23 protein-coding genes are annotated in these 23,323 nt (G+C 65.5%); 16 read left to right on the top strand and 7 right to left on the bottom strand.

Going from position 1 to position 23,323, the window contains the following annotated elements; translation table 11 throughout:
• The first annotated feature begins 22 nt into the window (after positions 1-22).
• The 11 genes from ACH6CV_RS06020 to ACH6CV_RS05970 all read left to right on the top strand — a co-directional run bounded on the left by ACH6CV_RS06020 (position 23) and on the right by ACH6CV_RS05970 (position 8,852).
• Positions 23-454, top strand: coding sequence for an ACT domain-containing protein (locus tag ACH6CV_RS06020; protein ID WP_456357273.1), 432 nt, complete (start codon positions 23-25; stop codon positions 452-454).
• A 2-nt stretch (positions 455-456) separates the two neighbouring features.
• Positions 457-1,590, top strand: coding sequence for an alanine racemase (gene alr / locus ACH6CV_RS06015; RefSeq protein ID WP_456357272.1), 1,134 nt, complete (start codon positions 457-459; stop codon positions 1,588-1,590).
• Positions 1,587-2,159 carry a 5-formyltetrahydrofolate cyclo-ligase gene (locus tag ACH6CV_RS06010; protein ID WP_456357271.1) on the top strand — a complete coding sequence of 191 codons (573 nt, stop codon included), beginning with the start codon at positions 1,587-1,589 and terminating at the stop codon, positions 2,157-2,159. The genes alr and ACH6CV_RS06010 overlap by 4 nt, the downstream gene beginning before the upstream one ends.
• Entirely contained in the window at positions 2,156-2,887 is a 732-nt protein-coding gene (locus ACH6CV_RS06005) for a hypothetical protein (RefSeq protein WP_456357270.1), read from the top strand. The genes ACH6CV_RS06010 and ACH6CV_RS06005 overlap by 4 nt, the downstream gene beginning before the upstream one ends.
• 51 nt (positions 2,888-2,938) lie before the next feature.
• Complete coding sequence (gene rsmD / locus ACH6CV_RS06000) at positions 2,939-3,487, top strand: 16S rRNA (guanine(966)-N(2))-methyltransferase RsmD (protein ID WP_456357269.1); 549 nt, start codon at positions 2,939-2,941, stop codon at positions 3,485-3,487.
• The gene (coaD, locus tag ACH6CV_RS05995; RefSeq protein WP_456357268.1) at positions 3,484-3,954 is read left to right on the top strand and encodes a pantetheine-phosphate adenylyltransferase; all 471 of its coding nucleotides are present in this window, start codon (positions 3,484-3,486) and stop codon (positions 3,952-3,954) included. Before rsmD ends, coaD begins: the two co-directional genes overlap by 4 nt.
• Before the next feature lie 23 nt (positions 3,955-3,977).
• Complete coding sequence (locus ACH6CV_RS05990; RefSeq protein WP_456357267.1) at positions 3,978-4,655, top strand: hypothetical protein; 678 nt, start codon at positions 3,978-3,980, stop codon at positions 4,653-4,655.
• Positions 4,656-4,811: 156 nt separating this feature from the next.
• On the top strand, positions 4,812-5,510 hold the full coding sequence (locus tag ACH6CV_RS05985; protein ID WP_456357266.1) for an L-ribulose-5-phosphate 4-epimerase: 699 nt from the start codon (positions 4,812-4,814) through the stop codon (positions 5,508-5,510).
• Complete coding sequence (locus ACH6CV_RS05980; protein ID WP_456357265.1) at positions 5,497-6,330, top strand: PHP domain-containing protein; 834 nt, start codon at positions 5,497-5,499, stop codon at positions 6,328-6,330. Before ACH6CV_RS05985 ends, ACH6CV_RS05980 begins: the two co-directional genes overlap by 14 nt.
• A 2-nt stretch (positions 6,331-6,332) precedes the next feature.
• Positions 6,333-6,875 (top strand): DUF2148 domain-containing protein, encoded by a 543-nt coding sequence (locus ACH6CV_RS05975; protein ID WP_456357264.1) that lies wholly within the window; start codon positions 6,333-6,335, stop codon positions 6,873-6,875.
• 21 nt (positions 6,876-6,896) lie between these two features.
• Complete coding sequence (locus ACH6CV_RS05970; protein WP_456357263.1) at positions 6,897-8,852, top strand: EAL domain-containing protein; 1,956 nt, start codon at positions 6,897-6,899, stop codon at positions 8,850-8,852.
• A 4-nt stretch (positions 8,853-8,856) separates the two neighbouring features.
• Here ACH6CV_RS05970 and ACH6CV_RS05965 read toward each other — a convergent pair whose 3' ends face one another.
• The 4 genes from ACH6CV_RS05965 to ACH6CV_RS05950 form a co-directional block, all read right to left on the bottom strand.
• Positions 8,857-9,633, bottom strand: coding sequence for a ParB/RepB/Spo0J family partition protein (locus tag ACH6CV_RS05965; protein WP_456357262.1), 777 nt, complete (start codon positions 9,631-9,633; stop codon positions 8,857-8,859).
• A 91-nt stretch (positions 9,634-9,724) separates the two neighbouring features.
• The gene (locus tag ACH6CV_RS05960) at positions 9,725-10,126 is read right to left on the bottom strand and encodes a M48 family metallopeptidase (RefSeq protein WP_456357261.1); all 402 of its coding nucleotides are present in this window, start codon (positions 10,124-10,126) and stop codon (positions 9,725-9,727) included.
• A 4-nt stretch (positions 10,127-10,130) separates the two neighbouring features.
• Positions 10,131-11,159, bottom strand: a complete 1,029-nt coding sequence (locus ACH6CV_RS05955) for a rod shape-determining protein (RefSeq protein ID WP_456357260.1) — start codon at positions 11,157-11,159, stop codon at positions 10,131-10,133.
• Between the two features lie 12 nt (positions 11,160-11,171).
• Positions 11,172-11,444 (bottom strand): sporulation transcriptional regulator SpoIIID, encoded by a 273-nt coding sequence (locus ACH6CV_RS05950; RefSeq protein ID WP_456357259.1) that lies wholly within the window; start codon positions 11,442-11,444, stop codon positions 11,172-11,174.
• Positions 11,445-11,677: 233 nt separating this feature from the next.
• On the opposite strand from ACH6CV_RS05950, the gene ACH6CV_RS05945 reads away from it, so the two are divergent.
• Entirely contained in the window at positions 11,678-13,507 is a 1,830-nt protein-coding gene (locus tag ACH6CV_RS05945) for an L-fucose isomerase (protein ID WP_456357258.1), read from the top strand.
• Positions 13,508-13,593: 86 nt separating this feature from the next.
• Here ACH6CV_RS05945 and ACH6CV_RS05940 read toward each other — a convergent pair whose 3' ends face one another.
• Positions 13,594-14,577: an aldose epimerase family protein gene (locus ACH6CV_RS05940; RefSeq protein ID WP_456357257.1), complete on the bottom strand. Its 984-nt coding sequence runs from the start codon at positions 14,575-14,577 to the stop codon at positions 13,594-13,596.
• A gap of 222 nt (positions 14,578-14,799) precedes the next feature.
• Here ACH6CV_RS05940 and ACH6CV_RS05935 point away from each other — a divergent pair, with 222 nt between their 5' ends.
• From ACH6CV_RS05935 to ACH6CV_RS05925, 3 genes are read left to right on the top strand one after another with little or no spacing between them, the layout of a single operon-like run.
• Complete coding sequence (locus ACH6CV_RS05935) at positions 14,800-16,314, top strand: sugar ABC transporter ATP-binding protein (RefSeq protein ID WP_456357256.1); 1,515 nt, start codon at positions 14,800-14,802, stop codon at positions 16,312-16,314.
• Positions 16,311-17,321: an ABC transporter permease gene (locus ACH6CV_RS05930; RefSeq protein ID WP_456357255.1), complete on the top strand. Its 1,011-nt coding sequence runs from the start codon at positions 16,311-16,313 to the stop codon at positions 17,319-17,321. Before ACH6CV_RS05935 ends, ACH6CV_RS05930 begins: the two co-directional genes overlap by 4 nt.
• A gap of 55 nt (positions 17,322-17,376) precedes the next feature.
• Entirely contained in the window at positions 17,377-18,345 is a 969-nt protein-coding gene (locus ACH6CV_RS05925; protein ID WP_456357254.1) for a substrate-binding domain-containing protein, read from the top strand.
• 71 nt (positions 18,346-18,416) lie between these two features.
• Here ACH6CV_RS05925 and ACH6CV_RS05920 read toward each other — a convergent pair whose 3' ends face one another.
• Positions 18,417-19,262: a helix-turn-helix domain-containing protein gene (locus tag ACH6CV_RS05920; RefSeq protein WP_456357253.1), complete on the bottom strand. Its 846-nt coding sequence runs from the start codon at positions 19,260-19,262 to the stop codon at positions 18,417-18,419.
• 216 nt (positions 19,263-19,478) lie between these two features.
• Between ACH6CV_RS05920 and ACH6CV_RS05915 the strand changes: the two genes are divergently transcribed.
• Positions 19,479-22,760 carry a DUF5107 domain-containing protein gene (locus tag ACH6CV_RS05915; protein WP_456357252.1) on the top strand — a complete coding sequence of 1,094 codons (3,282 nt, stop codon included), beginning with the start codon at positions 19,479-19,481 and terminating at the stop codon, positions 22,758-22,760.
• Positions 22,761-22,809: 49 nt separating this feature from the next.
• On the opposite strand, the gene ACH6CV_RS05910 is transcribed toward ACH6CV_RS05915, so the two are convergent.
• Positions 22,810-23,262, bottom strand: a complete 453-nt coding sequence (locus ACH6CV_RS05910) for an NUDIX domain-containing protein (protein ID WP_456357251.1) — start codon at positions 23,260-23,262, stop codon at positions 22,810-22,812.
• Positions 23,263-23,323 lie beyond the last annotated feature (61 nt).

Here is a 23,323-nt window from a genome sequence, read left to right as displayed (position 1 = left end):
GTGGAATAAAGGAGGGATTGCCATGTACGTGAAGCAAATCTCCGTTTTTCTCGAGAATTCAAAGGGTACGCTGGCCCGGATGACCCGGCTGCTGGGCGAGGCGGGGCTGGATCTGATCGCGCTGTCGATCGCCGACACCGAGCACTACGGCATCCTGCGCTGCATCGTAACCGACGCGGCCAAGGCCATCGCGGTGCTCAAGGAGGCGGGCTACACCGCCCGGCTGACCGACGTGCTGGCCGTGTGCGTGGACGACCGGCCCGGCGGGCTGGCCGACGTGCTGGACGCGCTGAGCTCCGAGGCCATCTCGGTCGAATACCTCTACTCGTTCGTGCGCACCACCGGCAACTACGCGCTGGTCATCTTCCACCTGAGCGACATCGCGCGCGGGCGCGAACTACTGCTGGAAAAGGGCGTTCGCCTGCTCGATCAGGACGAACTCAGGGCATTATAGTCATGCAACACCAATATCGTTCAACCGAACTGCTGATTTCCGAAGCCGCGCTCGCCGCCAACGCCGCGGTGCTGATGCGCCGATTGAGAAGCCGCTCCGGCGGCGCCGGCGGCACGCGCATGATGGCCGTCGTCAAGGCCGACGGCTACGGTCACGGCGCGCTGACCGTGGCGAAGCAGGCGCTCTCCGCCGGGGCCGACAGCCTGGGCGTGGCGCTCGTCGAGGAGGGTCTCGCGCTGCGCGAGGCCGGCATCCGCGCCCCGATCCTCGTGCTGGGCGGCTCATGGGGCAAGGGCGTCGACGCCGCGGTCGCCCATCACCTGTCGCTTGCCGTGTACGACGAGGCGACGCTTATGTACATGCAGCGCGCCGCTTCAAAGCTCGACACCGTGGCGCACGCCCACCTCAAGATCGACACCGGCATGGCGCGCGTCGGGCTCAGGGATGATGTGGCGCTCGGGCGAACGCTTTCCCAGTTCAAGGACTGCCCGCGCGTCAAGTGCGAGGGCGTGTTCACCCACTTCGCCAATGCCGGCGTCGACCCCGAATTTACCGCCTTTCAGGACGGACAGTTCAAGCGGGCGCTCGAGCGCGTGCGCGCCCAGGGCTATCGCCCGATCGCCCACGCCGCCGCCAGCGGCGCGATGCTGTTGGGCGAGTCGCTGCACTACGACATGGTGCGCCCGGGCATCGCGCTCTACGGCGCGCAGGTGACCGGGCTGTGCCCCGAGCTCGTGCCCGCGCAGACGCTTGTCACCCGGCCCATCCGCATCGCGCGCGTCGAGGCGGGCGAGCCGGTCGGCTACGGCTGCACATGGCGCGCCGAGCGCACCTCAATCGTGGCCACGTTGCCGATCGGCTACGGCGACGGCTACCCGAGGCAGCTGTCGGGCAAGGCTTTTGCATTGGTCAAGGGGCGGCGCGCCAGGCTCATCGGGCTGATCTGCATGGACATGATGATGATCGACGTCACCGACGTGCCCGGCGTCTCGCTGAAGGATGCGGTGGTGCTGCTGGGCGAGCAGGGCAATGAGCGCATCACGCCCGACGAACTGGCCGAGCTCGCGGGCACCATCCCCTACGAGATCATGCTGGGCTTCACCGCGCGCGTCCCCCGGCGCGCCGTGCCGCAGTGAGCGGTGACGACAAACGGGCCTTGCGCGCGCTGATCGGCGAGCGCCTGGCCGCGGTCACCGGGGACGAGCGGCGCGCCTGGTCGCGCGCCATCACAGGGCGCGTGCTGGCGAGCGGCGAATACGCGCGCGCGGGATCGGTGTTCTGCTACGTCGGGCGGCGTGGCGAGCCCGACACACTGCCCCTGATCGAGCGGATGCTCGGAGAGGGCAAGCGGGTCTATCTGCCCATGCCGCGCGAGCGCGGCATCATGGACGCGGTGCGGCTTCTGTCGGCCGCCGAGCTGCGCCCCGGCCGCTACGGTATTCTGGAGCCCTTGCCGGACGGCGAGATCGCGCCGCCCGAAGCGCTCGAGCTGATCCTCGTGCCGGGCGCGGCGTTTGACCGCGCGCTCTTCAGGCTGGGCTGGGGTGCGGGCTACTATGACCGGTACCTGACCCGCGCGCGCGCGCCGGCGCTGGGCGTGGCGTTCGACTGCCAACGGGTAATCGATGTGCCGCGCGAGGCGCACGACCGGCCGGTCGATAAATTGGTCACCGAACGGGCGACATACGGGAGGGAACCTGAATGAAACAGGGATTGATCCTCGGCGGGCGGGCGCTGGGCAGTTATGCGGCGGCGGTGCTGCTGTGTCCGCTGGTGCTGGGCGGCATCGGTCCCGAATGGCATTGGGCGCAAATCGCGCTCAATGTGTTGCTGCTGCTCGCCATGGTCTACGTGATGTATGTGGACGGCGGCGCGCGCGGCGAACGGGCCGCCACGCTGAGCGCGACGCTTAAGCGCATGCGCGAGTCGGGCCAGCCGATCGACCCTGCGCTTTCCGCCCGGCGCTTCATGCGCGGCGTCGCGCTCATCGCCTACCTGACGGCGGCGGTGCCGCTGATGTTGGTCGCGGCGGCCAACCTGATCGCCGAGCCCTTCTATCCGCCCGTGATAACGACCGAGCCGGTCGCACCGGTCGCACCGGACGCACCGGTTGCACCGGACGCACCGGACGAAACCATGCCCGAGGCCGAGACCGAGCCGACGGTCATCAATCCCTACAACCTGACCGCCCGCGTTATATTCCTGCCGGCGCTGTCGATGTACCGCTCCTTTGCCGACAATCCGCACGGGCTGAACCTTATGTTTCTGGCGATGGCGCTGCTCTCGCCGTTGGCGGAGCCGCTCGGCTACCTGTCGGGGCCGCGCTGGCGCAGGAAAAAACTGGAAGCGATCAAGGCCGGCAAGCGCAAGAAGCAAAGAAACCTCAAGGTGAACCGGCCCGCAAAGCCGACCGGGCCCAAGCCGCTCGTTTGATTCCGGCTTGTGTAATCGAGGCAATTGTGTTAGAATGGGGCGTGTGAGCGCATGCGCATCATAGCGGGAGAGGCGCGCGGCCGGAAGCTGTTCGCGCCCGAAGGGGTCGAAACCCGCCCCACCGCCGATCGGGTGCGCGAGTCGCTGTTCAACGTGATCGCACGGCGGGTGGACGGCGCGCGCGTGCTTGACCTGTTCGCGGGATCCGGGGCGCTTTCGTTTGAGGCGCTCAGCCGCGGGGCACGGTTCGCGGTGCTGAACGACCCGGTGCGAAAAGCCTGCGATGTGATCCGTCGCAACGCCGAGTCGCTCGGCTGGCAGGATCGGATACTGCTCCACCAGCTCGACTGGCGGCGCGCGCTTGCGCGGCAGGGCGAGCCGTTTGATCTGGTATTCCTCGACCCTCCCTACCGGATGGCCGCGGTCTGCGGCGAGGTGGCGGCGCAGCTGCATACGCGCGGACTGCTCAGCGGGGACGCGCTGCTCGTGATGGAGCACCTCGAAAAGGCCCCGCCCATCCTGCCGGACGGCTTTTGCGCGGTGGATGCGCGCCGCTACGGCGACACCGCCATCACGCTGGTACAATTGGAGGACGCATGACCGTCGTATATCCGGGCAGCTTTGATCCGCCGACCGTCGGGCATGTGGCGGTGGCGCGCCGCGCGAGCGCGCTGTTTGAGCGCGTCACCGTGCTCGTGATCGCCAACCCCGCCAAGGCGTCCCGGCTGCCGCTGTCCGAGCGCGCCGCTCTCATGCGGCGCTGCCTGCAGGATGTGCCCAACCTTACCGTCGAGTGGGGCGCCGGCCTGCTGATCGACCATGTGCGCAGGCTGAATGCGGGCGCCATCCTGCGCGGGCTGCGCGGCGAGTCCGACTACGGCGCGGAGCGCCCGGTGGCCGACCTGATGCTGCGCCAATGCGGCGCGGAGACGCTGTTCATGCAGTGCGATCCGGAGGTCAGCTACGTCAGTTCCTCCATCGCGCGGGAGCTTTTGCAGTTGGGCGGCGACGCCCACCGGATCGTTCCGGCCGAAATCCTAGGGGACGTAATCGCCGCCTACGCGTAGCGAATCATTAAGGGGGTTATTCGATGGATCGCGAGGACAACTTCTTTGGCGAGCAGGGAAGGCGCGAAGCACCCGCTCAGCCGCCGCCGCACAGCGTACCGGTGCCGGACGAAGCCGCGCGCTACAATGAGGGCGGCGACGATGACCATACGTACTTGATGACGCTGCTCAACTACCTGCAGGACGCCATGGAGTACGCCAGCGTCGTGCCGCTGACCAGCAAGCGCCTGGTCGACACCGCGATGTGCCTGGACATCATCCAGAACATCCGCGGCAACCTGCCGCTGGCGATCCAGTACGCCGAGCAGGTGATGCGCGACCGCGAGAACATTTTGGTCAGCGCCGAGCGCGCGGCGGCCAACAAGCTGCAATCGGCCGACGTACGCGCCAATGCCGCGATCGACGACGCGGCCACCCGCTCCCAGCAGATGCTCGAGGAGGCGCAGAGCCACGCCGATAAGATCATCCGCGACGCCGAGATCCGCGCGCGCGCCATGATCGACCAGAACGCGATCAAGGTGGCCGCGCAGAACGAAGCGCGAGCGATCGTCAACGAGGCGCGCGCCGAGGCCAACGAGCGGCGGCTGGACGCCAGCGCCTACGGCGAGGAGTTGCTGCTCAACGTCGAAAAGGAGCTGCAGCGCGCCGCTGAAATGGTACGCCAGCGCCGGCAGACGCTGGACAACGAGCAGCAGCGCTGACGCGGTCACGCGAATTCGGCTGCGGCCTTATTCGCATGAGAGGGGAACGACAAAGCCCGCACAAATGTATTGAACATGGAGGGCCTCGGCCCTCCAGACCTCCCAAGGGGGGCGCGAGAGGTTTCGACCGATGGGTCCGCTGAGAGGAGCTACGCCATGACGATTCCCGAATTGAAGCGGCAGGTCTTTGAGGCCAATATGCTGCTGCCCAAGTACGAGCTGGTCACCTTCACCTGGGGCAATGTGTCGGCGATCGACCGCGAAAAGGGCCTCATCGCCATCAAGCCGAGCGGTGTCAGATATGAGGAAATGCGCGCCGAACAGATGGTGGTGCTCGATCTTGCGGGCCATGTCGTCGAGGGCGGCCTGAACCCCTCGAGCGACACACCCACCCACCTCGCGCTCTATAACGCCTTTCCCGAAATCGGCGGTATCGTGCATACCCATTCCACAATGGCGACCGCCTTCGCGCAGGCCGAGCGCGACCTTAACTGCTACGGCACCACCCACGCCGACTACTTCTACGGCCCGGTGCCCGTGACGCGCATGCTGACGGCCGGGGAGATCGAACGCGACTATGAAAAGAACACCGGTCTCGTGATCGTCGAGACCTTCCGTGAACGCGGGCTGGACCCGCTGGCCACCCCGGCGGTGCTGGTGCGCAAGCACGGCCCGTTCACCTGGGGGAAGACGGCCTCCAAGGCCGTTGAGAACGCGGCGGTGCTCGAAGTGGTATGCAACATGGGGAGGCTTACGCATACGATCGATTCAGGCGTCGCGCCCGCGCCGCAGGTGCTCATGGACAAGCATTATTTCAGAAAGCACGGCGCAAACGCCTATTATGGGCAGAAATAATCAAGACTACGTCGATCTACACGTGCACACGCAGTTTTCCGACGGCTCCCTCTCCCCCGCCGAGGCGGTGGAGCAGGCCGCCGAAGCCGGCGTCGGATTGCTGGCGCTCACCGACCACGAGGGCTTCGACGCCTACCGCGAGGCCTTGCCTTTGTGCAACGCGCGCGGCATACGGCTGATCGAGGCGGCGGAGCTCGAATGCGCGCACGAGGGCCGGCAATTTCATTTGCTCTGCTACGGCGCGCGCCCCGATCAAGCGCTTCGCGCGCAGGCGGCGCACGGCCGCGCGCTGCTCGACCGGATGAGCGACGAACTGATCGAGCGTTTGTCTGAAAGCGACACGCGCGTGTCGCCTTCCGATTACGCACGCTTTGAGCGTACGCCGGCGCTGGGCGGCTGGAAGGCGCTGGAATACCTGATGCGCCGCGGCGTGACCGACAGCCTGCGCGGCGGCATGCCGCTCTACGATCTGCACGGCGTGACCTACGAGCGCGCCGGGTTTGTCCCTTTTGCGCAGCTGGTGAAAACCATCCGCGGGGCCGGCGGGCGCGCGGTGTTGGCGCACCCGGGGCACACGTTGAGGGGCCAAGGCGAAGGCGAGATCATGGCGCGCGTCCGGACGCTCGTCGCGTTCGGACTCGATGGCGTCGAGTGCTACCATCCGCTTCATTCGCCGTCTCTTTGCAAACGCCTGGCCGATTGGTGCCGGGCCGAAGGGCTGATGATTACGGCGGGCTCCGACTGCCACGGCGCGTTCGGGCGCACCCGCCTGAATCAAATGAACATCCGCATGGGTCAAATTGACTTGAGGGGGCTATGAACATGGCAATCCATCCGCAAACCGAATTTGCACGGGAATCTGTGCTGGCCGTCGCACGCGACATGGCGAACGCGGCGCGCACCGCGCCCAAGGCGAAAGGCGTAGACCGGCTGCACATCATCGTTATTGAAGGCGACACACTGCATGCGCTGGCGGCCCACATGCGCGAGATGCATGCATCGGGCCGGGCGGCCGCCCACTTCGCGCGCGATGCCGGCAACCTCGAGGCATCGGACGCCTGCCTGCTGGTGGCGACCGAGATCGGGCCGATGCCCTCCGGCTGTGCCGACTGTGGCATGCGCGCCTGCGCCAACAACCAGGCGTTCATGGGCGCGCCCTGCGTGTACGCGACGCACGACCTGGGCCTGGCGATCGGCAGCGCCGTGGCGCTGGCCGCCGACCGACGCATCGACAACCGCGTGATGTTCTCGGTGGGCGAAGCCGCCTACGACCTGGGCTTCTTGCCGGTGGCCGCGCGCATCGCGATGGGCATCCCGCTGTCAGCGACGGGCAAGAACCCCTATTACGACCGAAAGCCTTCGTAATCCTCTTAGGGGAGGCAAGGCATGAGCAAGTGGATCATGTCCTCGGAGTACACCGCCTTCTTGGTGGTGTATATCCTGTTCGGCTATATGTTCATTGGTCGCAGCGCCGCCTCCGGACCGGCACGCGCCTTTCATCAGTGCCTGGGCATGACGCTCGCCGCCATCGCCTCGAACATCCTGAGCGTGCTGTTCGCGCGCGGCGCGATCCGGGTGCCGCTGTGGCTGAACGAACTGACGCAGGCCGGCTACTTTGTGTTGACCGCGCTGATGGCGCTGTCGCTGTGCCGATACCTGCTGCGCTATCTCTACGACCTCGTCAGCGTGCCGCGCAGGGCCGGGTGGGTCAAGGCGTTGATACTGATCCCCAACATCCTGTTCTTCGGCGCGGTGGTGCTCAACCACTGGACAAAATGGCTGTTCTTCTTTGACGAGCAGGGCCGCTATACGCGCGGGGTGTACAACAACGCGCTCTATTTCGTAGTGCTGATCGAACTGCTCGCGGTGATGGGCTGCTACATCCACCGGCGCGTCGGCGTGAAGCGGGCGTTCCGTCGCTCGGTGGAACTGGGGCTGCTCGCGATACTGCTCATGATGACCTTGCAGTACGCCATGCCCGGCATCGTGCTGACCGGCACCGCGATGATGACCGGACTGCTCATCCTGTTCATCACCCTGCAACAGCGGCGCATCAACGCCGACCACCTGACCGGGCTCAACAACCGCCTCGCGTTCTACCAGGCGCTCGAGGAGCGCATGCGTCAAAAGGCGCCCTTTCGCGTGCTGGTCGTGCGCATTCAGGCGTACGAGGCGGTCAACGCGCGGTTCGGGCGGCACGCGGGCGACTACCTGCTGCGACAGTTCGGCCGGTATCTGGAGCGGCTCTTTGGCGCCGAGTATGTGTTCCGCTCGCGCAGCGTGGACTTCGCCTGCATCGTGGATGAGCCCGACAATCGCTACGACAAGCGGCTGAGCGAGGCGCTCGTCCGCTTCGCCGCGCCCTGGTCGGTCATGAACGGCATCGTCCATCTGCGGACGGCGTCGGCCGACATCGCCTGGCCCGCCGAGGTTGCGGGCGCGGACGAGCTGGTCAGCTACCTCGAGTATGCGGTACGCTGTATCACGCCCGAAGGCCCGCAGCACTTTCACTTTGACGGGGCAGCCATGCGCGCGTTCCGCCGTCGGGCGCACCTGAACGAGCTGATCGAGAGGGCGCTTGCCGAGGATCGGTTCATGCTCAACTTCCAGCCGATATACGACCTCACCACCGACCGCTTCGTGGGCATCGAGGTGCTGCTCAGGCTGTCGGACGCGGACGGAACGCCGGTCCCGCCGGGCGAGTTCATCCCACTGGCCGAGGAAAGCGGCATGGTTGTCGAGCTCGACTGGATGGTGCTGCGCAAGGTGTGCGCGTTCTTTCGGGCGCACAAGGAGATGAAGGCGCTCACCGCTTCGGTCAACATATCGGCGCAGCAGTTGCTCGATCCGCAGTTGCTCCACAGGGTTACGAGCATCTTGACCGCGCACGGCATTCCTTCCGGCCAGATCAAGATGGAGATCACCGAGCGCACGATCCTCTCGGACCCGGAACGCGCGGCGACGATCATGCGCACACTCGAGGCGCAGGGCGTGGGCTTCTACCTGGACGATTTTGGCACGGGCTATTCCAACATGTTCTACGTAACCCGGCTGCCGCTCGAGTGTGTAAAGCTCGACAAAAGCCTGCTGAACGACATCGAGTCCAACCCGCGCGCGCTCGAAATGCTGTCCTTCTTCGCTGAAGGCCTCAGGCACGCGGGCGTGAAGGTACTGGTCGAGGGCGTAGAAAACGACCGGCAGTACGCGCTGATACGCACGTTGCCGGTCGACCTCATACAGGGCTACTACCTGTCAAGGCCCATGGACGAGCGCCGCTTCCTGGCCTGGCTGCGCGGCATGCAGATCACAGACGCTCAGCGCAAGCCGGAGAAGGTGGTGTAGGGCGTCAACCGATCGGTAATGTCACCGTCACTTCGATACGATCGGCCAAACGCTCTACGCGGCTGCTGGCCTTAACGCCGGCCTGATTGAGCGACTTGACCACATCCAGCACCGCGTTGACCAGCACCCGATGGTCGCGCAGGTACAGCCGGTAGCGCGGGCGCGGCTTTGCCGTGGCCATTTTGCGCGCCAGTTCCTCCAACTGGCGCACGCTCATGCGCTCCGCCGCCGCGCGCTCGGCGGCTTCGAGTTGCGCCTGCTCGCAGCCGAGAGAGAGCAGCGCGCGCGCGTGGCGCTCGCTGAGCCCATGTTCGATCAGCCGCGCGCGCACCGGTTCGGGCAGCTTGAGCAGCCTGAGCTTGTTGGCGACCGCGCCCTGGCTGATGCCCAGCCGCGCGGCCAGCGCCTCCTGCGAGAACCCATAGCTTAGAAGCAACTGACGGAACGCCTGCGCCTGTTCGAGGTAGTGCAGATCCTCACGCTGCAGGTTTTCGATCAAGGCCAGCAGCGCCGCTTCGCGCGCGTCTACCGTCCGAATCAGCGCGTCGATCAGCGGCTGCCCCAACTGCCGAACCGCCCGCAGCCGCCGCTCGCCCGCGATCAGCTCGTAGCCCTCGCCCATGCGGCGCACCACCACGGGCGACAGCAGCCCGTGCTGGCGGATGGACTCGGACAGCTCCACGAGCGATTGCTCGGCGAAGCGGGTGCGCGGTTGGCAAGCCGACGCGCAGATCGCGTCCACCGGCAACCGGACCAACATATCCTGCGCGCGCGTATCCATGCTCAGGCCCCCCGAAGCGATCATTGGATTTATTATATTCACGCGCGGCGCCGTCCTGACCGACCGGCGTTCGCTTTATCGTTCGCGCATATTACAATGTCAGGCTCTTCGCGTTGTGCTTTAACCACAGCTTCCAGTCCTGATAATCGGGCAGGAAACGCTCGACCAGCGCCCAGAACCGCTTCGAATGATTGAATTCATGCAGGTGGCACAGCTCATGCACCACCACGTAGTCGAGCGCCCCGGGCGGGGCCATAATCAGCTTCCAGTTGAAATTGAGGTTGTTCTGGCCTGAGCAACTGCCCCAGCGCGTGCGCTGCTCCCGGATGGTCACGCGCGCGGGCCGCCGCCCGACGAGCGGGATGAAGTGCTCGAGCCGCGCCGTTACCGCCGCGCGAGCCCGGCGGATCATGTACGCCCGGACGGCCAGGCGCACCGCGTCGCCGCCGTCGTTTTTCGTCCACACCCACAGCGCACCGTCCCGCGCCTCCACCCGCTCAGCGCCTCGCGCCCGGCAAGCGCTTTTCGAGGATCGTCTGATGCGCCTCGCCCAGGCGGTCATATTCGTCGGGATGATCCAAGATGACCGCGAGTCCCCGTGCCGTCGCCAGCGCCGGCGCGTCGGCCACGCGGCAGGGCACGCCGGTGCGCTCGGCGATCATCCGGTCCAGCCCGTACACCTGCGCGCCGCCGCCGGTCAGCGCGATGCCTCCGTCCATCAGGTCGATCATCATCTCGTGCCCGGCCAGGCGCATCATCCGCTCGGCCAGCTGTACGATCGGCTCGAGCAGCGGCTCGACGACCTGCACGACGTCCGCAATCGCCACCTGCACGGTGCGCGGAAAGCCGCTCTCGCCGTCCAAGCCCGCCACCTGCTCGACCAGCTCGGCCCCGCGCGCGGCGCTCGCCAGCGACATCTTGACCTCCTCGGCCGTTCGCGGACCCACATGCAGCGCGTAGCGCGATGAAAGCATCCGCACGATGGCCTCGTCTACGCCCGCCATGCCGAGCGGCAGGCTGTCCGAGGCGACGACCGTGTTCAGCACGATCAGCGCCGCGGCGACAAAGCTTGCGCCCACGTCGATCACCAGGTTCCCCCGGGGCGCGGCGATGCCGAGCCCCGCACCCAGCGCCGCGCACATGTCCGAGCGCACCAGCGCGCAGGAGAGCGCGCCCGCGTCCAGCGCCATGGCGACCAGCCGCTTCATCTGGGTCGGCGGCATCGAGGGTGCGCGCGCGATCAGCAGCCGGGGCCGATGCGTGAGGCCGACGGACGCGGCCCGCCGGACGAGGTGCCCGAGCCAGCCGAACAGCGCCTCCTCGTGCGCGACCGCACCGCCCGCAAGCGGAAACACCACTTGCAGCCCCCTCGGCTCCCGCCCCAGCAGCGCGAAGGCCTCGTCTCCCAAGACTTCGCCGCCCCCGCGCAACGCCCATGCGCTCGGCTGATCCATCACCAGACCCCGCCCCTTTAAGCACATGCGCGCATTCCGCCCGCCGATGTCCACGCCGATGTTCACGTTCACGGCCATCCCCCATTACGGGGGTCGAAAATGCTCCGACCCCATCATCCTGTACTTGCTCTTGGTCGCCTGTCCGCCCCGGATGTGGCGCTCCTGCCGGTTGACGCTCAGCAGCCGATCCACCTTGCGCGCCAGCCGCTGGTCGATCTGCGGCAAGCGCGACCGCAGGTCCTTGTGCACCGTGGTTTTGCTGATGCCAAAGCGTTCGGCACAGCCGCGCACGGTGGAGCCACAATCCAGCATGTAGTGCGCGCACCTAAGCACGCGCCCCGCGATGTGCTCCTTCACGCCCGCCCCTCCCCTTCATGCGAACTCGCCGGTTCAGCGTATGCGGGGCGACCGGGCGTAAATGCCGCGTTGCCGGTTATTATAGCACACATCCGACGGTGACAACAAGCGCCGCCTGAGCGTGGAATTTTGCCCAGAGCCTTGCGCAAACCTCCGATTCGTCGTATAATGAAGGCGCAACGCGGAACGTTTCGTGATCCCATCCGCAAACCATGTGCAGGAGGTAATTGACGATGGCCAATTCGAAGGCATTCCCAGAGACCCAGCCGAGGAACCGCATGGTGGGCGATTTGCCCAAGATCGGCATTCGCCCGTGCATCGACGGCCGCCGCGGCGCGCTGCTCGTACGCGAGGGCCTGGAAGCGCAGACCATGACGCTGGCGCTCGCCGCCAAGGACTTTTTGGAGCAGAACCTCAAGCACGCCTGCGGGCTGCCGGTCGAGTGCGTCATCGCCGACACCACGATCGGCCGCGTGGCCGAGGCCGCCGCCTGCGCGGAGAAGTTCCGCCGCGAGGGCGTGGGCGTGTCGATCAGCGTGACGCCCTGCTGGTGCTATGGCTCCGAGACCATGGACATGGATCCGACCACCCCGAAGGCGATCTGGGGCTTCAACGGCACCGAGCGCCCGGGCGCGGTCTACCTGGCCGCGGTGCTGGCGGCGCACGCGCAGAAGGGCATCCCGGCGTTCGGTATCTACGGCCACGACGTGCAGGACGCGGACATGGCCGGCGAGATCCCGGAAGACGTCAAGGAAAAGCTGCTTCGCTTCGCCAAGGCGGGCCTGGCTGTGGCCTCGATGCGCGGCAAGAGCTACCTGTCGATGGGCGGCACCTCGATGGGCATCGCCGGCTCGATCGTCAACCCCGCTCTGCTCGAGCAGTACTTCGGCATGCGCAGCGAATCGGTGGAATCGGTCGAATTCCTGCGCCGCTGGGAGGAAGGCGTGTACGATCCCGAGGAATTCAAGCGCGCGATGGCGTGGGTCGACGAGAACCTGAAGCTCGGCTGGGACAAGAACCCCGAGCATCTGCAGCACGACGATCAGCGCAAGCGCTGGTGCCTTGAGACCAACGTAAAGATGGCGATCATCGCCAAGGACATGATGACGGGCAACCCGCGCCTGGCCGAACTGGGCTTCAAGGAAGAAGCCGTAGGCCACAATGCGATCCTCGCGGGCTTCCAGGGCCAGCGCCAGTGGAACGACCACTTCCCCAACGGCGACTTCATGGAATCGATCCTGTCCTCGAGCTTTGACTGGACCGGCATCCGCGAGCCGTTGCCGGTGGCGACCGAGAACGACCACCTGAACGGCCTGTCGATGCTGATGGCGAAGTTGCTCACCAACATCGCGCCGGGCTTTGCCGACGTGCGCACCTATTGGAGCCCCGAGGCGATCGAGCGCGTCAGCGGCTGGAAGCCCGAAGGCGCGGCTGCGAACGGCTTCATCCACCTGATCAACTCGGGCGCGGTGTGCCTGGACGCGAGCGGCCAGTGCGAAAACGATAAGGGCGAGCCCTGCATGAAGCCCTGGTACGAAATCTCGAGCGAGGAAGCGGCCCGCATGGCCGACGCCACCGACTGGTGCTATGCCGATCTCGGTTACTTCCGCGGCGGCGGGTACTCGTCGCACCTCAAGAGCCGCGGCGGCATGCCGGTCACCATGCTGCGCCTGAACCTCGTAGAGGGCCTGGGCCCGGTGATGCAGTTGGCCGAGGGCTGGACGATCGACCTGCCGGAGGCGGTTCACGACACGCTCGAGAAGCGCACCGACCCCACCTGGCCGACGACCTGGTTTGCGCCGCGTCTGACCGGTTCGGGCGCGTTCGCGGACGTGTACGCGGTGATGAACAACTGGGGCGCGAACCACGGGGCGTTCATCTACGGCCATGTGGGCGCGGACCTGATCACGCTGTGCTCGATGCTGCGCATCCCGGTCAACATGCACAACGTGGCGGACGAGGACATCTTCCGCCCGAGCACCTGGAATGCGTTCGGCACCCAGGACCGCGAAGGCGCCGATTTCCGCGCCTGCAAGGCGTACGGGCCGCTGTACGGGAAATAAAGAATAAAGGGCCGTAGCGCGAAACGGCGGATTCCCCCGCGTGGGCGATGACGGGCGTCCAGAGGGCACAGCCTTCTGGGCGCCCGTCACCGCTCACGCGGGGGATCGACATCGAAAGCATAGCGTATGGTGCGCTCGCGCACCTCGCCGGGGCGAAGCAGCGCGGCCTCGCTCCCAGGCAACGTCTGCGGTTCGAGCGCCAGCGCGCAGCGCTGACGCGCGCGCCCGCCGCCGGACAGCGCGATGCCCTCGTGCAGGAAGCCGCCCGAATACAGCACCAGCGCCGGATAATCGGTGTACAGCCGCAGCCGCCGGCCGCTCACGGGGTCGGTTAGCGTCGCGGCGGGCGCGCCGTTCAGCGCAAAGCCGTGGTTATAGCCGTGCGCCGCGGCCAGCTGCTCGTCGTCCTCACCCTCGCCGCCGCCCCAGATGGGCCGCTCTTCGCGGAAGTCGAACGGCGTCCCGGCCACCGGCCGCCTGCCGATTGGCAGATGCGCCGCGTCGTTCAGATACACATGGTCCGCGCCGACGCGCAACCGGTGCTCGTCCACCGTGCCGCTAAAATCGCCGCTCAAGTTCCAATACACGTGGTTCGACATGTTGACCCAGGTCGCCCGGTCTGTGCTCGCCCGCATGCGTATGATGAGCTGGTCGTCCTCGGTCAACGCGTATATGACCTCAAACCGCCGCTCGCCGGGGTAGCCGTCCAGGCCGTCCCGCGCCGTGATCGACAGCGCGCACGCCTCGCCCTCAGCCGTGCTGCGCGCCTCGCCCCGCCAACGCGCGAATGACAGGCTGCCGCCGCCGTGCAGGTGATTGGGCCCGTCGTTGAGCGAAAGTTGCGCGGTGCGACCGTCGATCAGCAGCTTTCCTTTGCGGATTCGCCCCGCGCAGGGGGCCAGCGTGGCCCCTGCGTAGCTGTCGCCCGGCTCTTCAGGGCATAGCGCAATATTTGAAAATCTGCCCCACCGATCGGCGACTTCCACCCCGCGGATGCTCGCGCCCAGCGCGTCGATGACCACGGTCGTGCCACGCCGATTGCGCAAAAGATAGGCCTGATTTCCGTACAATCGCGCCACCTCCGTCGGATATCCGGGCTTCCGATTCGTCAGCATTATAGCCAGACTGCACACGCGCCGTACAGGGTGCAAAAGAAATACCGCAATTTTTGAAAATTCATGGGCAATTTACCGCAAGAATATCCGAATGCAATATGGTATACTGTCATAAGTTGATTGTGATTTATTCATGGATCATCCCGCCCGCCGCACGTTTTGGAAAGGAGGCGACCCATGGACGACGTCCTGGAGTTTTGCCACATCACCAAGTACTTTCCCGGCGTCAAGGCGCTCGACGACGTGAGCTTCGTGGCCCGCAGCCACGAGGTGCTGGCCTTCCTGGGCGAAAACGGCGCAGGCAAGTCGACGCTGCTCAAGACGCTCAACGGCGACTACCAGCCCACCTCGGGCGAGTACCGCATCGGCGGCAAGACCGTTCACTTCCGCGACCCGCACGAGGCCATCGAGGCCGGCGTCAGCATCATATACCAAGAGCGGCAGATCCTGATGGAGCTGTCGGTGGCCGAGAACATCTTCCTCGGGCGCATGCCGGTGAATGGCCTGGGCGTCATCAACACCCGGGCGGCCAACGAGCGGGCTGCGGCCATCATCGAGGATTTCGGCCTGCCGATCCACCCGGCCGCCAAGGTCAGGGACTTGAGCATCGCCTACCAGCAGATGGTGGAGATCATGAAGGCCTACAGCCGCGAAAACTTGAAGGTCATCTGCTTTGACGAACCCACCGCCAGCCTCAGCGACTCCGAGATCGAGAGCCTGTTCGCCATCATCCGCAAGCTCAAGGCGGAAGGCAAGATCATCATCTACGTCTCGCACCGCATGAGCGAGATCCGTCAAATCGCCGACAAGGCGGCCATCTTCAAGGACGGTCGGCACATGGGCATCGTGTCCACCGCGGACACCTCCGACCAGGAGATGATCCGCATGATGGTCGGGCGGGATCTCGGCGACATCTACGAAGGACTCGATCGCGCAAAAACCGTCAGCAAGCCGCTGCTTGAAGTCAGGAACCTCACCTCCGATTATGTGGAGGACGTGTCCTTTACATTGCACGAGGGCGAGGTGCTGGGCTTTTCGGGGTTGGTCGGCGCGGGGCGCACCGAGGTCATGCGCGCGATCATCGGGGCGGATCGGATGCTTAAGGGCGAGGTGCTGCTTAATGGCAAGCAAATCGCCTGCAAGTCCCCGCGCGACGCGCAGCGCCACGGCATCGTGCTGGTGCCCGAAGATCGCAAAACCCAGGGCATCCTCGCCAATCTCAACGTGCGCGACAACATCAACGTCTCGCTGCTCGATCGGCATTCGAGCCGGCTGGGCGTGCTCGACACCGCCGCCGAGCAGGTGGTGGCCGATCAGTGCATCCGGGATTTCAACATCCGCACGCCCTCCGCCGACAAGCTGATCGCGGAACTTTCGGGCGGCAACCAGCAGAAGTGTGTCGTCGCCCGCTGGATGTGCACGAGCCCCAAGGTGCTGATCCTGGACGAGCCCACCAAGGGCATCGACGTGGGCGCGAAGTCCGAGTTCTACCGCATGATCGCAGATTTCGCCCGGCAGGGGCTCGGCGTAATCCTGATCTCCTCCGAGCTGCCCGAGGTCATCGGCCTGTCCGATCGGATCGTGGTCATGCGTGCCCGCCGCATTGCGGGCGAGGTACAGCGCGCGCAATTTTCGGAGGATCGGCTGCTGGCACTGGGCATGATGGAGCAAGGTCAGGAGGGGCAAGCATGAAGGCACAGAGAAGGCGCGTCATCGCAGGCGACAAGCTGATCCTGCTCGCGGCGATCGCGATGGTCACAGCGTTGTTTTCTTTTCTCAACCGCAACTATTTCGGCGTCGTCAACCTCATCAACATCCTGGTCGCCTCCTCGCTGGTCGGACTGGTCGCCATCGGGCACACCTACCTGATCATCGCCGGGCAAAACGACCTCTCCCCCGGCTCGGTGGCCGCGTTCTCCGGCGTGCTTGCCGCGCTGCTCATGCAGATGGGCATGAACCTGCCCCTGACGATTGTGATTACCCTGGTCGCAGGGGCGCTGATCGGCGCGTTCAACGCCTTCATGGTCAACAAGATCAAGCTGCAGGCCTTCATCGCGACGCTGGTCACCCAGTCGATCGTGCGCGGCTTTGCCTACATCCTGTGCGGAGGCAAGCCCATCGCCATCGCCGACAAGAATTTCATCGCACTGGGCAAGCTGCGCTTTCCCGACTTGTCGCCGCTCGGCGTCGACTTCGCGGGCATCCCGCTGGCGGTGTGGATCATGCTGATCGCCTTTTCACTGTTCGGCTTCATGCTCGCCAAGACCCGCTTCGGCCGCAGCATCTACGTGATCGGCGGCAATCAGGACGCCGCGCGCCTGGCCGGGCTCAACCCGCATCGCATCGTGCTGACCGCGTTCATGATGATGGGCGTGATGTGCGCGCTGGGCGGCATCGTGTTCGCCGCGCGCATGAACTCCGGCCAACCCGCAGCCAACGTCAACCTTGAATTCGACGCCATCACCGCGGTCATCCTGGGCGGCGTTTCGTTCTCGGGCGGTATGGGCACGATGGGCGGCACGTTGCTGGGCGTGCTGCTGATCCAGGCCTTCAACACCGGACTGACCATGGTTCAGGTCGATTCCTTCTGGCAGTTCGTGGCGCGCGGCGCGCTGCTGTTCTTCGCGCTGACCACCGACTACCTGCGCAAGCGCAACCACGCCCGCCAACTGCTCGAGGCGAGCAAGCGAAACGGGTAATCCGCGAAATATGCCGAGCGATCGGTGTATGATATAGAATGGGGAGGTTTGTATCATGAGGAAGCTGCTTTCGTTCATCTTGGTCCTGGTGCTGGCGCTGGCCGCGATCCCGGCGTTGGCGGAAGGCGTCATCTACGGCATCTACAAGGCCGGCGACCAGACCTGGTTCATCGACGAGGGCGCGGCGGCCAAGCAGGCCGCCGAAGAGGCGGGGTATTCCTTTGTGTACGCCGACGCCAAGATGAGCCCCGAGGAGTATCTGCGCATCATCGACACCGCCATCGCCGACAAGGCGGCCGGCATCGTCACCTGCATCCCCGACCAGACGCTGTCCCAGGCGGTCGTCGACAAGCTGGCCGAGGCCAAGATCCCGGTCGTGGCCGCCGACGATGCGCTGCAGGATACCGCGGGCGGCAAGCTGGCGCCCTGGGTGGGCATCAACGCCTACGTCATCGGCGAGGCGAACGGCGCGTGGGTGGCCGAGTATGCCAAGGCCAACAACCTGGTGGCCGATCCCGAGTGCGGGCTGCTGCTGGTGACAATGGACACCGTGTCCTCCTGCGTGCCGCGCATCGACGGCGAACTCGCCAAGTTCACCGAGCTGTGCCCCGAGTTTGACACGGCCAAGATCTGGCGCGCCGACTACGACGGCACCACCGAGAAGGGGAACATCGCGGCCGCGGCTGTAATCACCGCGCATCCCGAGATCACCAAGTGGCTGGTCACCGGCGCAAACGAAGAAGGCACGATCGGCGCGCTGCGCGCGCTGGAATCGGCGGGCCTGGACAAGAACGCCTGCGTTGTGGGCCTGGGCGCCTACATGGCCAAGGACGAGTGGAAGAAGGACGTGGGCAGCGCCATGAAGGCCGCCGCCTACTTCTCCGCAGAGCAGGTGGGCCGCGGCTCTGTCGAAGCCCTTATCAGGATCCTCAAGGGCGAGGAAGTCGCGCTCGAAACCGCGGTGGACGCGCTGATCGTCACGCCGGAGAATTACAAGGACGTGATGGGCAAGGCCGCGGAGTAGCCGACTTATAAGGTATCCGCCCGGCCGCCCGCGAAGAGGGAGGGCGACCGGACGGATACCTTTTCTATGTGCTATATCGTCCCGCTGTTGCGGTAGCGCAGCGGGGTGGTGCCGGTGATGCGCTTGAATACGGTCGAGAAATTGCACTCGCTCGAAAAGCCACAGCGGTACGCGATCTCCTTGGCCGGCAGCGCGGTGGTCTTCAGGTAGAATTTGGCCGTGTTGACCCGCGCGATCGTCAGGTATTCGTGTGGCGTGTGACCGGTCTCGCGCTTGAACACGCGCGCGAAATGATAGGGGCTGAGTGCCGCCTTTTGCGCCATGTCCGCGAGCGTCAGCGGCCTTTCGACGTTGTCCGCGATGTAGGCCAGCACCTGATCGATCGTGCTCGCCTGCCCCGGTGTCCGCTGCTTGCCGCTGTAGAGGACGAACTCGGTCAGCAGCGCGGTGACGTACTTCGAAATCAGCGGCTCGACCGCGCACCGGTCGCGGTGAAACATCGCAAAGATGCGCTCCAAATCACGCGCGGCGGCATAGGGGTTGACCGGTAGGATTAGCTGGTTGCGGTTTTGCACGATCGCGTTGTAGTAGTCGCGCGCGGTGGGGCCGCCAAAATGGATCCAGTAGATCTCCCAGCTCGATTCCGTGCCATAGCGGTGTGGCGCGAAGCAGTCGAGCAGCACCATGTGCCCCTCGCTGAGCTCCGCGCGCCGGCCCTCCAGGTAGGCGTAACCCTTCCCGCGCGCCACGTACAGCAGCAAGAAGCTGTCGTAGCTCTGCCGGTTGACGGCGTATTGCCCGTCGCAATGGTAATGCCCGGTGCAGCGCAGGTAGAAGTACATGCGCCTAGCCGCCTCGCTGGCGGTGTGAAAGTACACGTCGGAGGCGGACAGCACGCCCGGCTCATGGATCTTCATCGGCGGCCCTCCCAACATACGGGCGCAAGAAAGCACAATCGAAAAACCAGCTAAAGCATACCAACAATCGGCGCGTCTGTCAATTGCGCTTTATTTCACCCGGCACAACTGCGCAGGAAATCAAAAGAACTTGGCAATCGGAACCAACATGCCCGCCTGGCTTCATGGTAGAATGGACGTAATCAGCATGGAACTTATCGGATGGAGGTGCGGCGCATGCAGCATGCGGAGGTCAAAGTCTGGGAACAGGACGTGGTCATCCCGACCTACGGCGTGGGACGGCCGGACAAGAACCCCATGTTTCTGGAAAAGCGCGTGTACCAAGGCAGCTCCGGCAAGGTGTACCCGCTGCCGGTTATCGACAAGATCATGGACGAGAAGAAAGACCGCTCTTACCGCGCGGTGTTTCTCGAAAACGACTACCTACGCATCATGCTGCTGCCCGAGCTCGGCGGACGCGTGCAGCGCGCGTTCGATAAGACCAACGGCTACGACTTCGTCTACCACAATGAGGTCATCAAGCCCGCGCTGGTCGGCTTAACCGGCCCCTGGATCAGCGGCGGCATCGAGTTCAACTGGCCGCAGCACCACCGGCCCACCACGTTCTCCCCCACCGACTACGCCATCTGTGAAAACCCGGACGGCAGCAAGACCGTGCACATCAGCGAGGTCGACCGTATGTACGGCACCAAGGGCATGGCCAGCTTTACACTCTACCCCCATGCGGCCTACCTCGAGATTCGCGGCCAGCTCTACAACCGCACGCCGCTGCCGCAGACCTTTCTGTGGTGGGCCAACCCGGCCGTGGCGGTGAACGACGACACCCAGTCCATCTTCCCGCCCGACGTGAACGCGGTCATGGATCACGGAAAACGCGCGGTCTCGCGATTCCCAATGGCGACCGGCGTGTACTATAAACACGATTACGGCGAAGGCGTGGACATTTCGCGGTACAAGAACATCCCGGTACCCACCTCCTACATGGCATACCATTCGGATTACGACTTCGTCGGCGGCTACGATCACGGACGGCAGGCCGGCATCCTGCACATCGCCGACCACCATATAGCGCCGGGCAAGAAGCAGTGGACCTGGGGCTCGGGCGATTTCGGCCGGGCCTGGGATCGCAATTTGACCGACGAAAACGGCCCCTACATCGAGCTGATGACCGGCGTATTCACCGACAACCAGCCCGACTTCACCTGGATGAGGCCGTTTGAGGAGAAGTGCTTTACGCAGTACTTCATGCCTTACAAGCAGGTTGGCGAGGTCAAAAATGCCAGCGTCGAAGCGGCGCTATGTCTCGAACTCGCCGGTGGACAGGCCCGGCTGTGCGTCTACGCCACCGCCCGCTACGAGGATGCGCGCGTAGTGCTGACGCGGCGCGGCGAGCAGTTGTTTTCGTGGACCGGCGAGCTGTCCCCCACGGCGATGCTTGAACGCACGGTGGACGCGGGCGATGCCGCCGAGCACGAATTGACGCTCAGCGTGTACGCCTCGGACGGGCGGCTGATGCTCGCGTACACGCCGCGTGAGGCGCGCATCGAGCAAAGACCCGCCCCGGCCAAGCCCGCCGAGCCGCCCGAGCACATCCGCACCAACGAGGAACTGCTGCTGACTGCGCTGCACCTCGAGCAGTACCGCCACGCCACCTGCGCGCCCGACCCGTACTATCTGGAAGCCTTGAAGCGCGACCCGCTGGACAGCCGCGTCAACAACGCCTACGGCCTGCTGCTACTGCGCCGGGGCCTGTTCGCGCGCGCGGCGGCTTGCTTTGAGAGCGCCGTCCAGCGGCTGACCGAGCGCAACCCCAACCCCTACGACGGCGAGGCCTACTACAACCTGGGGCTGGCGCGCTTCTATCAAGAACAGTTCGACCCGGCGTTCGACGCCTTCTACAAGGCGACGTGGAGCGGCGCCCAGCAGGAGATGGCCTTTTACTACCTGGCGGTCATCGCCGCGCGCCGCGGCGAGTGCAGCCAGGCGCGCGCGTTCGTCGACCGCGCGCTGGTCAAGAACGCCCATAACATCAAGGCGCGCGCGCTTCAGGGCGCGCTGATGGCCGATGCCGGCGACCCGGCCGCCGAAGCGTGGCTGACAGAAAGCCTCGCGATCGATCCGTTCGACTTCGCGTCGCGCTGGCTGCTCGAATCGCTCGGCGGCAAAGACGGTTCGGCCACCACCGCGCTGATGTCCAATCCCACCCATGCGCTGATGGGCTGCGCACGCGATTTTGCCGAAGCCGGGGATTTCGCCCGCGCGCTCGCGGTGCTGGGCCGCGCGGACGCCGCAGACCCGCTCGTCCAGTACTACCGGGCGGCCTACTTTGCGCGCGTCGGCGACCGCGCGCTGTCCGCGCGTGCTCTCGACGACGCCGAGCGCTGCGACCGGTCGTACGTGTTCCCCAACCACCTCGACGATATCTCGGTGCTCGAATTCGCCATGTCCACGCGGCCCGAGGACGCCGCCGCGCCCTACTACCTCGCGAACCTCCTGTACGATTGCAAGCGCTACGGCGAGGCGAAGGCGCTGTGGGAGAAAAGCTGTGCGCTGGACGGCTCGTTCCCGACCGTGTGGCGTAACCTGGCGCTTTGCTACTTCAACAAGGACCGCAATCCGGCGCACGCCGCCGAGGCGATGGCGCGTGCCTTCGAGCTCGACCCGTCGGACGCGCGCGTGCTGCTGGAGCTCGACCAGTTGCACCGCGTGAACGGCATGCCGCCCGCCGATCGGCTCGGTTTCCTCGCTGCGCACCGCGATACCGCGCTTGCGCGCGACGACCTGTACGTGGAATATGTAACGCTGCTCAATGTGTTGGGCCGCCATGCGGAAGCGCTGGACATGCTCTCGGGGCGCAATTTCCATCCCTGGGAGGGCGGCGAGGGCAAGGTCACGGCGCAGTACGCACACGCGCTCGTGCAGTTGGCGCGCGCGTCGATGCGCGCGGGCGATTGGGACGCCGCCGGGGACGCGCTCCGGCGCGCGCTCGTCTTCCCGGAAAACCTGGGTGAGGGCAAGCTCGAGGGCGCGAAGGACGTGAACATCCACTACCTGCTGGGCTGCGTCTGCGAGACACAGGGCGACAGCAAGGCGGCGCGGGCGCACTGGTTGGCCGCGACCCAGGGCGATATGGAACCCTCCGGCATGATGTACTACAACGACCAGCCCGCCGACATGATCTTCTATCAGGGGCTGGCGTTCGAAAAGATGGGCCTAACCCGTCAGGCCAAGGCGCGCTTCAACCGGTTGATCGACTACGGCGAGGCGCACATCTTCGACGACATGCGCATCGAATACTTCGCGGTGTCGCTGCCCAATCTGCAAATCTTCGAGGAGGACCTGGATGCCTGCAACCGCGCGCACTGCGCCTACCTGATCGCGCTGGGCCACCACGGCCTGGGCAACACGGAGCGCGCGCGGGCATTCTACGACCAAGTTCTCGCCGCCGACCCCGCGCACATCGGCGCGACGACCCACCGCGCGCTGCTGGAGGGATAGAGCGCGCGAGGCGCTGTGGCAGAAGATGCCACAGCGCCTCGCTTTCCATCTACCCGCCCTTGCGCGCCGAGCCTAAGAAGTAGGTCGAATCGCCGTAGATCATGCGCAGCAGGTTGTCGCGCACCGCGCGCGGGAACAGCCGGCCGTTCACCGCGTCTTGCAGGTCCACCCACTCGCTCGACAGCTGGTAGGCGTCGCGCTCGGTGGGTTTTTTGCGCTCGGCGTCGGCCAGCTGGCACAGGAACAGGAAGTACAGCTTGTGGTCGGGTCCGCCGTCGCGCCGGGCCGTCACCTGCTCATAGACGCCCGCCATCCGCAAGGGCAGGACGCACAGCCCGGTTTCCTCGAGCAACTCGCGCCGGATCGCCTCGTCGAGCGTCTCCCCCACCTTCTGCCCGCCGCCGGGCAGCGCGTAATACAGCCCGAACCGGGAGCGGCACCGGTTGAGCAGGATCTTCCCCTCCCGCACCACAATCGCCTTGGCCGAGTTGCGTATCGCCATCCGCCTTACCCCCCAATGTTTCCCCAATTATAATCGTTCTTTCAATGCTTGGCAAGTGGTT

It is taken from the genome of Anaerozeibacter quisquiliarum (genome assembly GCF_051162045.1).
In the GTDB taxonomy this organism is placed as follows: domain Bacteria; phylum Bacillota; class Clostridia; order Christensenellales; family Aristaeellaceae; genus Anaerozeibacter; species Anaerozeibacter quisquiliarum.
Note: the sequence above shows the minus strand (reverse complement) of the source record. Positions and strands in the feature narration are given on the sequence as shown.